The organism is Leptolyngbya sp. KIOST-1 (genome assembly GCF_000763385.1).
Lineage (GTDB): Bacteria > Cyanobacteriota > Cyanobacteriia > Phormidesmidales > Phormidesmidaceae > Nodosilinea.
In genome coordinates this window covers 846,023-860,237 of the sequence record NZ_JQFA01000004.1, presented here as the reverse complement: position 1 = coordinate 860,237, position 14,215 = coordinate 846,023, and the positions used below count along the sequence as shown (strand labels likewise).

The 14,215-nt window shown below is 61.0% G+C and carries 11 protein-coding genes; 3 read left to right on the top strand and 8 right to left on the bottom strand.

Features of this window, described 5'->3' with window-relative positions; all coding sequences use genetic code 11:
- Positions 1-1,017: 1,017 nt before the first annotated feature.
- From NF78_RS20820 to NF78_RS20800, 5 genes are all read right to left on the bottom strand, one after another.
- On the bottom strand, positions 1,018-1,512 hold the full coding sequence (locus NF78_RS20820; protein WP_035991395.1) for a T3SS (YopN, CesT) and YbjN peptide-binding chaperone 1: 495 nt from the start codon (positions 1,510-1,512) through the stop codon (positions 1,018-1,020).
- Positions 1,513-1,631: 119 nt separating this feature from the next.
- Positions 1,632-2,414, bottom strand: coding sequence for an ATP-binding cassette domain-containing protein (locus tag NF78_RS20815; protein ID WP_035991393.1), 783 nt, complete (start codon positions 2,412-2,414; stop codon positions 1,632-1,634).
- On the bottom strand, positions 2,411-3,583 hold the full coding sequence (gene devC / locus NF78_RS20810) for an ABC transporter permease DevC (protein WP_035991392.1): 1,173 nt from the start codon (positions 3,581-3,583) through the stop codon (positions 2,411-2,413). The genes NF78_RS20815 and devC (NF78_RS20810) overlap by 4 nt, the downstream gene beginning before the upstream one ends.
- Positions 3,583-4,746: an ABC transporter permease DevC gene (gene devC, locus NF78_RS20805; protein ID WP_035991391.1), complete on the bottom strand. Its 1,164-nt coding sequence runs from the start codon at positions 4,744-4,746 to the stop codon at positions 3,583-3,585. Before devC (NF78_RS20805) ends, devC (NF78_RS20810) begins: the two co-directional genes overlap by 1 nt.
- Before the next feature lie 7 nt (positions 4,747-4,753).
- Positions 4,754-5,926, bottom strand: a complete 1,173-nt coding sequence (locus tag NF78_RS20800) for an efflux RND transporter periplasmic adaptor subunit (RefSeq protein ID WP_072016209.1) — start codon at positions 5,924-5,926, stop codon at positions 4,754-4,756.
- A 482-nt stretch (positions 5,927-6,408) separates the two neighbouring features.
- On the opposite strand from NF78_RS20800, the gene NF78_RS20795 reads away from it, so the two are divergent.
- The 3 genes from NF78_RS20795 (at position 6,409) to NF78_RS20785 (ending at position 9,436) form a co-directional block, all read left to right on the top strand.
- A complete protein-coding gene (locus tag NF78_RS20795) occupies positions 6,409-7,458 on the top strand; it encodes a homocysteine S-methyltransferase family protein (protein ID WP_263970667.1) in 1,050 nt (349 codons plus the stop codon).
- Between the two features lie 91 nt (positions 7,459-7,549).
- Positions 7,550-8,029: an ester cyclase gene (locus tag NF78_RS20790; RefSeq protein WP_052050795.1), complete on the top strand. Its 480-nt coding sequence runs from the start codon at positions 7,550-7,552 to the stop codon at positions 8,027-8,029.
- Between the two features lie 99 nt (positions 8,030-8,128).
- Positions 8,129-9,436 carry a hypothetical protein gene (locus NF78_RS20785; protein ID WP_156119905.1) on the top strand — a complete coding sequence of 436 codons (1,308 nt, stop codon included), beginning with the start codon at positions 8,129-8,131 and terminating at the stop codon, positions 9,434-9,436.
- 247 nt (positions 9,437-9,683) lie between these two features.
- Here NF78_RS20785 and NF78_RS20780 read toward each other — a convergent pair whose 3' ends face one another.
- From NF78_RS20780 to NF78_RS31400, 3 genes are all read right to left on the bottom strand, one after another.
- A complete protein-coding gene (locus NF78_RS20780) occupies positions 9,684-10,211 on the bottom strand; it encodes a nickel-binding protein (RefSeq protein WP_035991389.1) in 528 nt (175 codons plus the stop codon).
- 10 nt (positions 10,212-10,221) lie between these two features.
- Positions 10,222-12,870 (bottom strand): ATP-binding protein, encoded by a 2,649-nt coding sequence (locus NF78_RS20775; protein ID WP_052050794.1) that lies wholly within the window; start codon positions 12,868-12,870, stop codon positions 10,222-10,224.
- Between the two features lie 342 nt (positions 12,871-13,212).
- Positions 13,213-13,353, bottom strand: a complete 141-nt coding sequence (locus tag NF78_RS31400) for a hypothetical protein (RefSeq protein WP_156119904.1) — start codon at positions 13,351-13,353, stop codon at positions 13,213-13,215.
- Positions 13,354-14,215 lie beyond the last annotated feature (862 nt).

The window sequence follows — 14,215 nt, the reverse complement described above, 5'->3', positions numbered from 1 at the left end:
AGCCGTTGGCAGCCCCAGGATGGCTTCGATCCTCAGGCTCTCGTAGGGGCGATCGCCCCCGATTCCGCCCAGGTATGGCCAAGACCATACCTTGAGCCCATCACCATACTCTTGAGGGCAGCCAACCCTACCCATCTGCATACTTTTCTGTAAAGACAGGCCCAAAGTTTGCCCCTATCGTTAGAAACATCAGCGGTGCTCCACCCATGAGCCCCTGACCACCAAGCTTTCAGCCTGAATCAAACGAGTCCGCTAGTGCTGGGGGTGGTTGAAAAGCCGGATCCGAAAAGCCCTCCCCCACGACGATGGCCTGCGGGCCGCTATTGAGGCTGTCCTCAAGCAAGCGGTGTCCTAACCTAAGTGGCTATAGCTATACAATTCGATCGCTGCTTGTCAACTTATTCAATGGTGTGCCAAACAGTGTGATCGAGCCACTCTTTTACAGAAATAATTTGTCGATCCGCGGATAAAATTGTATTTCAGGCTACAAGACCGTCTAGGCCGTTTGCGAATTGGCTATGTGAGCAAATGAGGTGTAGGGCGATTAAAAACCAGGCTTTGGTAGAAGCATATCTATTATCCAAACCTTATGGTTAAAATCGAGGTTGAGTATTTTTTGGAAATACAACTTTTTGTTTTGTTTAAGTAATTTCCCTGATTTATTAAATTTGTGTTAAGGTACTTGGCTGGCCCTGGTATGGCGATCAAGTAACTTCCACTAGCTCACGGAAAGGTTACTACTCCAAGGGTTGTGGGCAGAACGGGTGATCCGCGCAAGGCATCATTGAGTCATTTTTCTAAGCCTGGCGGCACCGTTCTGCAAAGGCGATCGCCCAAAACCTGCATGAAGCTGAAGGGGCTTTGGGTTATAAGCTTTGCCGTTGGCCGTTCCCCCTGGGGATGACCAGATACCCTGGCAACAGCCCGGAGTGAGCGGCCATAGGGTAAGGCTTGGGTACGGCTGCTTCATACCTTTGGTCTTGTTCGGCCCGTATAGAGCGCTCCCTGGGGCCTCTCCTAAGGGGCGATCGCCCTCTGCTCCAGGCGATCGATGGCCCGCTTCCCGCCAAAGCGCTGGGCGATGATGTCGTCGTAGGTGTCGGCGATGGTGACGACGGAGAGAATGCAGGTCTGAAGCTCCATCAGATCCATGTTTTCGCCGCCCAGAACGCTCTCGGCAAACAGCACCTGGTTGGCTTCGTCGAGGTGAAAAGCCCCAAACCGCATGCGGCGGTTTTCGGTGAGCAAAAAGTGCATCAGTTCGTGGTCGATGGTGCTGCCGATGGTGACGCAGCTAGTGGCCCGCACCGTCGCCAGGTCGGCCTTTTCCCAGGGATGAACTTCCCAGGGCAACACCTCGATTTCGACCAGGGTAGAGCCGTAGAGCACGTCGAAGCGGGGGATGTCACCGTAGGCTCGCAGGTTGTCTTTGAACAGGGCGGCGGTTTGCAGGTAGTCGGCGACTTTGGTGTAGGTGAGGGCCTGGACGTTGCTGGCGAAGGAGATGGGCATGGGGGGGAGGGGGGATGGGTGGATGGGGGGGAGGGGGGATGGGTAGTGAATCCTAGTCTTTGTAGCGTGGGCAGTGCCACCATTGCTTCTGGGTGGCGCAACCGGCTTTCGCCAGCCCCTCACATGATGAACATTTTTTGATCGAGGGACTTGGGGGCGTGGGAGTCTACGAACTGCTGGGGGCTTTCGTCGGACTCCAGCCGCCCGTCCACCAGGTTGATGATGCGATCCGCTACGTCCAGAATGCGGTTGTCGTGGGTGACCATGAGGATGGTGCAGCCCTTTTCCTGGGCCAGGTGCTGCATCAGGGTGACCACGTCGCGGCCCGACTGCTTGTCGAGGGCGGCGGTGGGTTCGTCGGCCAGAATCAGCTGGGGCTGGTTGACCAGGGCACGGGCGATCGCCACCCGCTGCTTTTGCCCGCCGCTCAGGGCCCCCGGCTTGTAGTCGGCCCGCTCGGCCAGCCCCACCTGGCTGAGGATGTCGATCGCCTGCTGGCGCTTGCTGCCGAATTGGCCGGTTAGCTCCACCGCCATTTCCACATTCTGGGCCGCCGTCAGCGACTCAAACAGATTGTGGGCCTGAAAAATGAAGCCGATGTTGCGGCGAATGCCCACCAGCTGGCGATCGCCCAACCCCACCAGCTCCTGCCCCAGCACCTGGAGGCTGCCCTCGGTGGCCGATCGCAGCGCCCCAATCAGCGTCAGCAGGGTAGTTTTGCCTGAGCCGGAGGGGCCGGTCATGATCACAATCTGGCCGGGGTGCAGGTCGAGGCTAATGTCAAACAGCACCTGCTTGCGCAGATCGCCCCGGCCAAAGAAATAGCTGAGGCTGCCCACCCGAATCGACGCTTCAACAGCGGCGGGCAGGGCAGACGGGGATGTGGGCGGGGCAGAACTCATAGGCCAAATACCTCGGCGGGGTCAGTACGCTGCACCTTGCGGACCGCAATGGCACCGGAAATCAGGCACATCACAAACGTCATGATGTAAATGTTAGCGACTCGCTGTAGGGTGAGCTGAAACAGCAGCCCGGTAACGGCGGCCCCCAGGTTGTAGAACAGGGCGCTGATCAGCAGCCCAGGGATAAATCCCAGCACCGAGAGAATAACCGCCTCCTGAATTACCACCCCGAACAGGTAGGCATTGTCGTAGCCGATCGCCTTCAGGGTGGCGTACTCCGACCAGTGGTCGGCCACGTCGGTGTAGAGAATCTGGTAGACCAGAATAATTCCCACCACAAAGCCCATGGTGGTCAGCAGCGAAAACACAAAGCCGATGTTGGTGTTCTCTTCCCAGTAGGTGCGCTCCCGGGCGATGAACCCCTCCGGGCCATCCATGGGCAGCACCAGTACATCCTGGGGCAGGTTGTCCCGCAGGGTTTGCACCAGGGTAGCCACGTCGGCACCGGGGGCCACCCGCAGCAGACCAATGTCGGCGGTGGCAAAGCTGCGCTCGGTTTCCTCAGGCCCGCGATTGGCAAAAAACCGCAAAAAGTTCTGGTCGCTCATGATCAAGTTGCCGTTGCCCGAGGCAAAGTCGGTGCCCAGGCTGAAGGTGCCGACAATGCGAATTTCGCGATCGGCCAGCTCGGTGATCACGCCGGTTTCGCGGGGGCCGACCTCAGCGCGCGATCGCACGTCAATCAGCGCCGTATTCGGCAGGCGCAGCTCCTGCTGGTGATTTAGAATCTCCGGCAGCGGCAGCACCGGGTCGGAGGGGTTGTAGGCGATCACCCGCACCGGACGGGTTTTGCGGGTCTCCGGATTTTTCCAGCGGGCATCGTTGATGTAGAGGGCGTAGGCCCCCTCCACGCCGTCGAAGGCCTGGGCCTGGTAGAGGCGGCGACGGGCAAAGGCCCGGGGCACAAACATGTTTTCCTTCAGCCGGTTGATCAGCACGATATCGCCATTGAGCCGACTGAGCAACTGGGTCTGGCTGTCGTAGAGGGCATTTTTGAACCCCGTGAACAAAAACATCAGCAGCACCGCAAAGGCCACCCCGGCCATCGAGGTGAGGAACTTCTTGCGATCGTGGAGCAGGTTGAGGAGGGCTAGCGGAGTTCGCTGCATCACGCAAACACCTCCGCCGGATCGGCTGTCACCGCCTTGCGTACCGAGATCAAGCCCGACAGGGCGCACATCAGCACCGTCAGGGTAAAAACAAACACCACCCGAAAAATGGTCATCTGCATGGGCAGCGTGCCCGCCGTGGCGTTGTAAGCCAGTTCATAAAGCCCCAGGGCCAGCACCAGCCCCGGCACGTAGCCCATCAGGGCCAGCAAAATGGCCTCTTGGATCACGGTCTTAAACAGGTAACCGCCGCTATAGCCGATCGCCTTCAGCGTCGCGTATTCCCGCAGGTGGTCGCGAATGTCGGTGTAGAGAATTTGGTACACAATCACCGTGCCAACGATGAACGACACCAGCACCCCCAGCCCAAAGATGAAGCCAATCGATGTGGTTTGAATCCAGAACTGGCTTTCTTTGAGAACGATTTCGGGTTTGGTGTAGACCTCAACATCGGCGGGGAGCTGATTCTGGAGAGCCAGCTTGACCCGCTGGGCGTCGGCCCCCGGCTCCAGCAGCACCAGGCCCAGGTTGATCTGGTTGAGGGAACGGGGGGCAAAGTAGCGGCGAAAGTTCTGGTCGCTCATGATCAAAGTGCCGTCGGCGGCAAAGCCTCCGCCCAGGTCGTACTGGCCGACAATGGTGATGCGGCGGCGGTCGGCTTCGGTTTCGAGGCCCACGGTCTGGGGGCCAAACTCGGGCCGCGATCGCCGGTCGATAAATACCGAGTTGGGCTGCTGAAGCGCCTGACTGGCCCCAGGGGTATTCAGCTCGGGCATCAAAAATACCGGGTCGCTGGGGTTGAAGGCGTAGACAAACATGGCCCGACTGAGGCTGGTTTCGGGGTTTTTCCAGAGGGCGTACTCGGCGTAGAGGGGCATGGTGCGCGCCACCCCCTCAAGCCCCGCCGCCTGGTACAGCCGCTCGCGGGGGAATGCCTTGGTGGAGCTAATTTCCAGCGACTGGGGCGAGATTAAAAAAATGTCGCCGTTGAACTGGTCGTAGAAGTTGGTGGTGGTGCTGACCAGCGCTCCCAAAAAGCCCAGGTTCATAAACATCAGCAGCACCGCAAAGGTGACCCCGGCCACGGCCACGAGCAGGCGGGGGCGATCGTGGCGCAGGTTGTACCAGGCCAGGGGAATGCGGGGCAGGGAGGGGAGTTTCATGGTGCCCTCACGACTCAATGTCGATGGCGACATCGACCTGGAGGTTGGTCAGTGCCGCCACGGCCTCGCTCTGGTCCACCGCCACCCGCACCTCGACCACGCGGGCATCGGCGTTGGCGGCGGGGTCGTCGTCGAGCACGTCGTTTTTGGCAATTTGCAGGCCAATTTCGCTGACGGTGCCGGTCAGGGTCTCGCTAAAGGCCCCATTGCGGCTGGTGATGGTGACCGGTTGCCCCAGCCTGACCAGACCCACGTCGGTTTCGTAGACCTCCGCCACCACCACCATCTGGCGAGTGTCCCCCAGGGCCACAATCGGCCCCCCGGAGGCCGACACTGCCTCACCGGGGTAGGCAAAAATATCGAGCACCTGTCCGGCCTGGGGCGATCGCACGATGGTGCGGGCCAGCTGGGCCTCGGCCAGGGCCAGACTCTGGGCCGCCGAGTCGACCCGGCTGGCCACCTGGGCGCGGGTGCTGGTGGCGCGGGCCGAAACCACCTGGGCCTGGGCGTTTTGAATGTCGCTGAGGCGGGTCTGCTCTAGCCGCTGTTTAGTTGCCTGGGCGTTGCCCAGATCGGCGCGCAAACTGTTGACGGTGGCCTGCTGGCGATCGAACTCCTGGCGGGAGATCGCCCCCGAGGCGTTGAGCTCTTGAAACCGAGCCAGATCAATTTCGGCCACGCTCAGCTCGGCCTGGAGACTCTCTATGGCAGATTGCTGGGCGGCGATCGCGGCCTGCTGCGGCCCGTCGATTTGGGCCACGCGGGTGCTGGCCTCCTGCACCTGGGAACGGCCCAGGGTGGTTTCGGCCTCCAGCTGGGCGCGGGCCTCGGCCAGCTGACTGGCGGCCACATCGCGCTCGGCCCGGCGCACATCGTAGGTGTCGAGGTAGGCGAGAATCTGGCCCGCCTCAACGCGATCGCCCCTTTGCACCTCCAGGCGCTCAATGCGGCCCGACTCCGACGGGGCGACGTCGATCACCCGACTGGCGGGCTCAACCCGACCCAGGGCCACCACCTTAACCTGGCGGGGGGGCGGTAGCTCGGCCTGCTCTCGGGCCGCCTGGCGGGTTTGCAAAACGTTGCGAACGGCCAGGGTAGAGCCAGTGCCCACAATCAGTAGAGCACCAATTAAAAGCCAAAAACTCGGCCTTCTCCAGGGTTGATCAGGGTTGATAGACATAGACGTAACAGGGGCAAGACACAAATGTGAGGCTAACAGCCCATAACCTCAGCCCAAACCGTAGCGAAAGGGCTGTTGTCAAAAATTTAACTGAACGGTGTAGTTTAGTCAATGGCCGGACTCTATTTCGTCCCCTATGCCCCCAGGGCGATCAGAGTAGACTTTTGAGCCGTTGGCAGCCCCAGGATGGCTTCGATCCTCAGGCTCTCGTAGGGGCGATCGCCCCCGATTCCGCCCAGGTATGGCCAAGACCATACCTTGAGCCCATCACCATACTCTTGAGGGCAGCCAACCCTACCCATCTGCATACTTTTCTGTAAAGACAGGCCCAAAGTTTGCCCCTATCGTTAGAAACATCAGCGGTGCTCCACCCATGAGCCCCTGACCACCAAGCTTTCAGCCTGAATCAAACGAGTCCGCTGCGGCTCGGCAACCCTCAGTCTGCAACCCCCAGTTGCAGCGCTGACGGCTCGGTGCGCCCGTTGGTTGATGTTCCCCTCACCCCCTCACCCATCCCCTCACCCCCATTCCCCAAGGAGTCCCCCACCCATGCCTACCCCCCCCTCCCCCAACTCGCCGATCGCCTCTTCCTCACCGACGGCGGCATGGAAACCACCTTTATCTTCCATCAGGGCCTTGACTTGCCCCACTTCGCTGCCTTCGACCTGCTGAAAACCGCCGAGGGCTACCAGGCGATCGCCAACTACTTTCGCACCTACCTCGATCTGGCCGTTCAGCAGCGGGTGGGCTTTGTGTTAGAGTCCCCCACCTGGCGGGCCAACTCCGACTGGGGTAGCCGCCTGGGCTACTCAGCGGAGGAACTGGCCACGGCCAACCGCGAGGCGATCGCCCTGCTGCACCTGCTGCGCCAGGCCTACGCCACCCCCGACACCCCAATCGTCGTCAGCGGCTGCATTGGCCCCCGGGGCGATGGCTACAGCGTCAGCACCGCCATGACCGTGGCCGCAGCCGAAACCTACCACCGGCCCCAAATCCAGGCCTTTGCCGAGGCCGGGGCCGACCTGGCTAGCGCCTTCACCATGAACTATGTGCAGGAAGCCATCGGCATCGTCCGCGCGGCCCAGGCGGTGGGCCTGCCCGTGGTGATTTCCTTCACCGTGGAGACCGATGGCCACCTGCCCAGCGGGCAAAGCCTGGGCGAGGCCATTGCCCAGGTGGATGGCGCCACGGGCAACGGGCCAGCCTACTACATGATCAATTGCGCCCACCCCACCCACTTCGCCGATGCCCTGATCGCTGGCGAGCCCTGGGTACAGCGCATTCGCGCCCTGCGGGCCAACGCCTCCACCCTCAGCCATGCCGAGCTGGATGAGGCCGAAACCCTGGACGACGGCAACCCCGCCGAACTGGGCCAGCAGTACCGTGCCCTGCGGGCGCAGTTTCCCCAGATCACTGTGCTGGGCGGCTGCTGCGGCACTGACTTTCGTCACGTGGAGGCGATCGCCAATGCCTGTCTGCCCATCGCCTGGGCGCATCTGAATCAAAATCCGTTGTCCGCGATCGGGGTGTGATCGCGCTGCCCCTACCAGCCCTCAATGCGTTCCCATCCACCCGCCCACCCGCCTACCCATCCACCCATCCACCCCCAAAAGGAGTCCCCTAATGCTTGCCCCCAACCTCTTGCCCCTGCAGCGCCGCACCGCCCACCAGTGGTTTTGCCCTACTCCCACCGAACGCAATAAGCAGATTGCCCAGCAGTTCTGCGACGCCACCTGGGGTAAAGGCCGTCTCGCTGTCGTAGACCAGTTCACCAGCCCCGATTTCATTGTTGACTACCCAATTTTGCCTGCGCCGCTCGATCGCGATGGCTTCAAAGCCTGGGTCAGCGATGTGCACACCGCCCTGCCCGATCTGCAATTCACGATGACCGACGTGGTTGGCGAGGGCGACAAGGTCGTCATTGCCTGGACGGCAGAGGGCACCAACACTGGCCCCATCGGCTTTTTGAATCTGGAAGCGACCAGACGCTCTGTTCGCTTCAGCGGCATCATCATCTACCGCCTGCTGGAGGGCCGCATTGTCGAAGAGCGCGGCGAAGAAGATGCGATCGGCCTGTTTAAGCAGCTGGGCCTGCTGGGGTAGTGAGTGTTAGATGCCGGATGCACGGCAAAGGGTAGCCAACGCCCTCCCCCAGGCCATAAACCTCCAAACCTTAATCTATTCCCCCAAGGAGAACCCGTCATGACTGCTCAAACCGTTATCCCCGAACGCCATACGTCCACCCCGACTCGGGCTATGAGCTTTGGCGACCTGGTACCCGCCAGTGCCTCCCACGCTCAGACCTACCACCGCGAAATTGTGGGTCGCAATGTGGTGGGTACTGTAGTGGACTACTATCGCTTTGTCCTGCATCAACCCGCTACCCTGTTCGTGGGCTGGAGCAAGGAAAGCCCAGCGGTGCCGATGCGTTTAATCCGTCAGTTTTTCCCTGACGATGCTGTCGAAGCCAAAGATGTAATTCTTGGCACCCATTCCCCAGCCCAGCCCAGTCAACCTCTGCACCTAGAAGGGCTGGGGGCAGGAACCTACCTCCTGGAGGTAGGTCGCGACCTTGGGGGGTTCAGCAACTACCGCATCCACCTTTCCGCTCGGGTGGGTATGCCCCAGGTGCCCGCCACGGCAGATGTGATGGAGCGAGCCGATGTCATTACCGGACATCTCAATGGGTTACGGGAGTTTGCCGGAGCCATGAACGCTGGCCCCCAATCTAGTCGATTCTATCGCTTTACCCTGACCCAGTCGGTGACCTTTAAGGCCGTGGCCACACCGCTGCGGGGAGGGGTGACGTTGACGCTTCACCGCGAAGACACGTCTGGTGCAGGCAACAATTCAATCGAGCGACTTAAGCTATCGACCCAACCCGGCACTCAAATTCAGACGATTGAACACAGGATGCTTCTTCCTGGCACCTACTACCTGCAAGTGCGAAACCCAGCCCGCTCAGGCACCAGCGCCTACCGCCTCAGTTTGGAGGCAAACCCGCTGGCAGAGGGACGAATCCGGGTGATACTGCACGAAATCCGTGCAATACAACAGTTTGACCCCCGAGTGCCGTTTACCAACTGGCATCAGGCTGACTTTGTCGGCACGGTGAGAATTGACGATCGCAGGTTTGACTTTGGCCCTTTCACCGATAGTGACGTGGTTAGAGATCAAACGTTCACTCACTTTGTCAACCCCAATCGGCGGTTCTTGGCAGTGCATGTAGATATCAACGATGACGACAAAACTGGCCACGACCGGGCCGACATTGCCCCAGAGTGGGGGGAGCAGGGGATTAGTTTCATCTACGACACCCTGAAGCATGAGATTGTCGGCACCAGGGGATTCAAGGAGCGCTACGACGCCAACAACATTATTCAGATTCAAGGCACTGGCGGCGATTGGACTCGTGATCGCCCCTTAAACGCTGCTTCCTACGCAACAGCGCTTATCTTTAGCGTCCAGTACACACCGCTGACCAGAGTGTTGAGCACCGACCCGTTCTAACCCAAATCCCAGGGTTCTGCGACCCACCAGCCCAAATGACCAAAGCCTTGCGCTTAGAACCCTGGGATCTCAACTTTCCCTGCTTCAAGTCCCAGCAATTCATTGAGGTTGCCCCCTATGACTAGCGCATTGCAGATTTGCGATCGCACCATCCCCGCCACCGACATCATTCCCCTGCTGACGCCGCCCTACCGCCAGGCCAGGTCTCCAAGGCGCCATCCGGTCGGTAATATCTCCTCCGCCTGCCCTAGGCCTGAATCACCTTCGCCGACCACACCCGATGAAACGGCCCCCCCGCCTGTCGATAGCCCGCCTGTATTACCTCGGTGTCGGGGGCATACAGTTCACAAAAGCCTCGGATGCGGTTGAGCGAAAGGTAGGACTTGACCCATTCCACCCCTTCTTGCCCTGCAAAGTAGGCCTGGAGCGAGTCGTGGGTGGCCTGCCACTGGTCAAGGGTCAGCGCTGGGGAATAGACGCTCTCAATCACCTGGAGTGTGGCCCCATTAGCCTGGGACGGCGTGGCTGGCGCCATCCGCTGGGCGCTCCAAATCCGGTCAAAGGCACCCCCGGCTCGGTGGTAGGACTCGCGCACCGCCTCGGCGTCGGGAGCCTCGAAGACACAGAGCATGCGCAGGCGATCGCTCGATAGCAGCGAATACTGCCAGGTGCCCAGGCGCGCCCCCAGGCAGTCGAGGATTTTGTAGTCGGTTTCGGTAGGGTTCTCTGGGGTCAGGGGTGCATCGGCCAGGGTTTCGACAACGATAAGCGACATGGGAGGTTCCTTATTTGCGATCGGGCTGTATTTGCTGGACGGCCTGGTTGACGGCGGTTTGGGCGGGCAGGCTGAGGTCGTAGAGGTTGATAGTAGGGTAGAGGGCCTCAAACTGGGCAATGGCCTGGGGCATGTTTGCTGTGGCGATCGCCCCCTGCACCGCGATCGCCCAGCTCTGGGCAATTTCGCTGGGGTGGTTGATGATCTGAGCATGGGCCAGGGCCAGCTCGGCGCGGCTGAGGGCGAGATCGGGGCGATCGCACCTCAGATCCATCTCAGCCGCCTGCATCAGCACGTAGGCCAGCATACGTTTGGCATCGGCCTCTTCCAGGGCGGCGATCGCCTGGGCCAGCTCGGGCGCGGCGGCGGGGGTGTCGAGCTGGTAGTGGGCCACCGCTGCCAGAGCCTGGGCGATCGCTGCCGCACTGCTGTCTTCGGGCATGTGGGCCGCTACAGCGACAATTTCGGCACAGTAGGGCAGGGCCGCATCCGGGGCCCCGGCCTCTAGCTCGGTCATCGCTAGGTAGCTCAGGCAGGTCGATTCGCGCCAGTGGTCGCGCTGGGTCTGGGCCATGCGCCAGGCCCGCTGAAAGTGCAACCGGGCCTGGTCGTAGCGCCCGCAGTGGCGATGCACCGACCCCAAGCCGCTGGCAATGTCACAGTGCTCGATGCCCGCCCGGCTGGCCAAAGCCTGGGCCTCTAGCAGCAGCGCTTCAGCACGGGCCATGTCGCGGCCAATTTCGGCCAGGCAGGCCCCACTGTAGGCCAGCATCCGCGCCGTGGTCACGGGGCTGGCCAGACGACCGACTTCAGCCGCCCGCAGGGAGTGCTGGTGCACTTTGCGGTAATTGTTTCCCTCAAACTGCAAAATCAGCAGAATTTCTAGCGCCCCGGCTTCGGCGTCGGTCAGGCCCAGGCGTTTGGCTTCCTGCATGAGCTGCTGGGCCTCGACTTCGAGCTGGGCGGCAGACTCCGCCGAAAACCCCGCCAGGGCCGACACGCGCAGCAGCTGGGTCTGAGCCAAAATCTGGGCCGGGCGATCGAGCGCCTGACAGTGAGCCAGCCCCTGCTGGGCCTGGTGGAGCGCCTCGCCGTAGGCAAACAGCTTGAGGCTGTGCTCGGCGGCCCGCACCGCCGCCGCCACCGCTAGGGCAGGGTCACCGCCCAACCCGGCATGGTAGGCAATGTCGCTGGCCAGGGTGTCGTCGTCGGGGGCCTGCTGGTGCAACCGCTGGGCAATCTGCTGGTGAATCAGCTGGCGGCGGGGGGCCGAGAGCTGCTGGTAGACCACCTGGCGGATGATGCCGTGGGCAAAGTCATACCCGTTGATCGGCGGCGTGGCACCGGACAGCGCTGTGGTAGGGCGAATGATGGACTGCTGCTCGAGCTGCTCGATCGCCGTCAACAGCTGCCCCGTGGAGCAGTCGGCCACCAGGGCAACGGTGCTGGGTTGAAAACTGCGGCCCAACGCCGCCAGCCAGGGCAGTAGCTCGCGGGTGGAATCGTCGAGCTGCTCCAGGCGATCGCCGATTAGCACCTCCAGACTGCTGGCGGAGCTAGTTTGGGCGTGCCCCTGCGATCGCGCAATTTCCAGCGCCAGCAGGGGGTTGCCGCCGCTGTCCACAAACACCTGCTCGGCTGCCAAACTGGGGGCGGTTGCCGTCGATCGAGTCATCAACTCAGCGATCTGGCCTGCATCTAAGGGGGAAATCGCCAGGGTTTGCAGCCGCTGCTCCCGCCGCAGCGATCGCAGCACCTTGGCCACGGCGGCATTGTCGGCCAGCTCCCCCGACCGTGCCGTGCATGCCATCCACACTGGCCGCGATCGCAGCACCCGCAGGGCGTAGTGCAGCAGCGCCGCCGACGCCTCATCCAGCCATTGAATGTCATCCAGTACCAGCAGAAGCGGCGCCTGCCTGGCCCATTGCTCCAGCAGTTTCACCACCGCATCGAACAGGTGGCTGGGGTCGGGCAGCGCCTGGGTAGGCTGGCCCAGCTCCGGCAGCAAAAAACCCAGCTCGAGGGCAAGCTCTGCTTTGGTGGGCAGAGCGAGCGATCGCAGCGCATCAATCCAGATGCCGTAGGGGCGCATCATCTCCGCCGCAAAACCGCTCCCCCACAGCACCCGCCCCTGCTGTTGCTGCACCCTAGCGCAAAATTCTTCTAACAAGCGGGTCTTGCCAATCCCCGGCTCCCCCGTCAGCAGCAGCACGGGCCGAGCCGGATCTGCCGGGCCGAGTCGCCCCAGTCCCTGGCCCCACTGGTGCAGCACCGCCCACTCTGTCTGCCGTCCGACCAGGTTAGGGGGTCCGTCGAGTGATGGGGTGATGGGGTGATGGGGTGGTGGGATGCGTCCACTGCCTGCCCTCCCACTCTCCCACCCTCCCACTCTCCCACTCCCCACCCCCTTCGACAACACCGCCCTGGCGTTGACCTTACTCACCTTGCGGCCATAGGCCTCGCTCAGCAGCCTCCAGAACCGGGGCCCAAAGTCGCGCTGGAGGTAGTTGAGCGAGTAGCCCGATAGGTCAGCGATTTGCTCGTAGGTGAGGTTATTCCAGGCACCGCGCAACAGATCGATCTCTAGGTCGGTGAGGGAGCGATCGCAGTGGGCTTGCAGCTTGGCATTGGCGGCGGCGATCGCCTGCTCAAAGTCCATAGGGACAGCTTACCAGGTCAACAAAATCTTACGGCACCTGCCTCAATAGTGGCCAGACAGGCACAGGTGGATCTTAATGCTGAAAGACCTGCGATCGCCCTTTAGAGGACTCGGAGAGAGTGTTTGATCGCGATAATTTACTCTTCAATCAGCGGTGTTGATGGGCCGATTTTGCTTTGCCCACCCTGCGCAGAGCTTAAGTTTTTAATCGCGTCTTCGATAGTGCCTTTCTACTTACGCCCATTCCTACTTATTCTTAAACAGCCAGATTCCTAAACAGCCTGCCGGGGCGAATCACCACCGGCCCAGACCCAGGGCAATCTGTTTGCAAACCAGAGAAGTTTAGAACAGGGTTTGTCGCTGGGTAGATTGGCAGGTGGCACAGCTACAGCCCAGGGCATCGCGCAGAGTGCTGCCCCGGTCCTGGCTGGCCACCAAAAAAGCCGCTTCAGCCCGAAGTTGTTCAGCCTCACCTGGCGCCATCAAACTCGCAGAGGCAGGACTGGCAAATGCTACGGCTAGCGCCAATGAGCCTGAGCAGCCAAGCACGGACAGTACATTCTTCTGATTCATAGCGCTTTGAGTTAGAACATCGGCTGGCTAAAGCATAACCAACAAAACGGGAATTTGCAGGGGCCAAAACACGGCCTCATCGATATTGTGGGGATCCTCAGCCAGGCAAGCGTTAGGACTGTCTGCCAGCGATCGCACGAATAGGCAATCATGTCCTACGTTCGCTGTGGCCACTGTTGTGACCTGCGTTGTAGCCTGGCTGCAGCAGAGGTGGTGAAGAGGAAACCCACCCCGGTCTTTCTTTGGGGAGACCGACCGGGGTAGGCTGGTTCAGGCACCAGGGCAAAGGGGTGCGGAGCTGCTGTTGGCGATGGAGGCCCCACGCTTTTGCCCCTGGTCATCTCTCTCTGAACCAGTGCTGGAGAAGGAGAGGGGATCGGGTTAGGGAGGGAGGTCACAGCAAGCCTCAAGCTGTGACCTCCCTTCCCTGGCCCATCCATCCCGCTCCTCAATGGGGCTGCATGGCGCTGACTATCAGGACGCCAGCGGCAACCCAAAACCTGCGGCAGATCGATAGCCGAAAACTGACCACAAAACCTCCTTGCAGCGCATCAAAACTGGATCGCTGGTAGCGATGGCAATAGGGTGAAGCCCAAAAACCAGGCTTAGGCCCAGTATAGCCAAGGCTTCGATTGACTTTAATCAATCCTTTCGGCTTCTGCCATGACTATCAGTCTATACCAATCTTTCCGGGGGTAAACCCCTTTGGGGCTCGAGTTTAGAACGTAATGCTCAATTCAGTCTATAAGCCAGGCTTATTCAATAAAGAATA

Bases quoted from the DNA above. Each gene is read 5' to 3' on its own strand.
- NF78_RS20820 (WP_035991395.1), bottom strand. From the start codon at position 1,512: ATGCCCATCTCCTTCGCCAGCAACGTCCAGGCCCTCACCTACACCAAA.
- NF78_RS20815 (WP_035991393.1), bottom strand. From the start codon at position 2,414: ATGAGTTCTGCCCCGCCCACATCCCCGTCTGCCCTGCCCGCCGCTGTT.
- devC (WP_035991392.1), bottom strand. From the start codon at position 3,583: ATGCAGCGAACTCCGCTAGCCCTCCTCAACCTGCTCCACGATCGCAAG.
- devC (WP_035991391.1), bottom strand. From the start codon at position 4,746: ATGAAACTCCCCTCCCTGCCCCGCATTCCCCTGGCCTGGTACAACCTG.
- NF78_RS20800 (WP_072016209.1), bottom strand. From the start codon at position 5,926: ATGTCTATCAACCCTGATCAACCCTGGAGAAGGCCGAGTTTTTGGCTT.
- NF78_RS20790 (WP_052050795.1), top strand. From the start codon at position 7,550: ATGCTTGCCCCCAACCTCTTGCCCCTGCAGCGCCGCACCGCCCACCAG.
- NF78_RS20785 (WP_156119905.1), top strand. From the start codon at position 8,129: ATGACTGCTCAAACCGTTATCCCCGAACGCCATACGTCCACCCCGACT.
- NF78_RS20780 (WP_035991389.1), bottom strand. From the start codon at position 10,211: ATGTCGCTTATCGTTGTCGAAACCCTGGCCGATGCACCCCTGACCCCA.
- NF78_RS20775 (WP_052050794.1), bottom strand. From the start codon at position 12,870: ATGGACTTTGAGCAGGCGATCGCCGCCGCCAATGCCAAGCTGCAAGCC.
- NF78_RS31400 (WP_156119904.1), bottom strand. From the start codon at position 13,353: ATGGCGCCAGGTGAGGCTGAACAACTTCGGGCTGAAGCGGCTTTTTTG.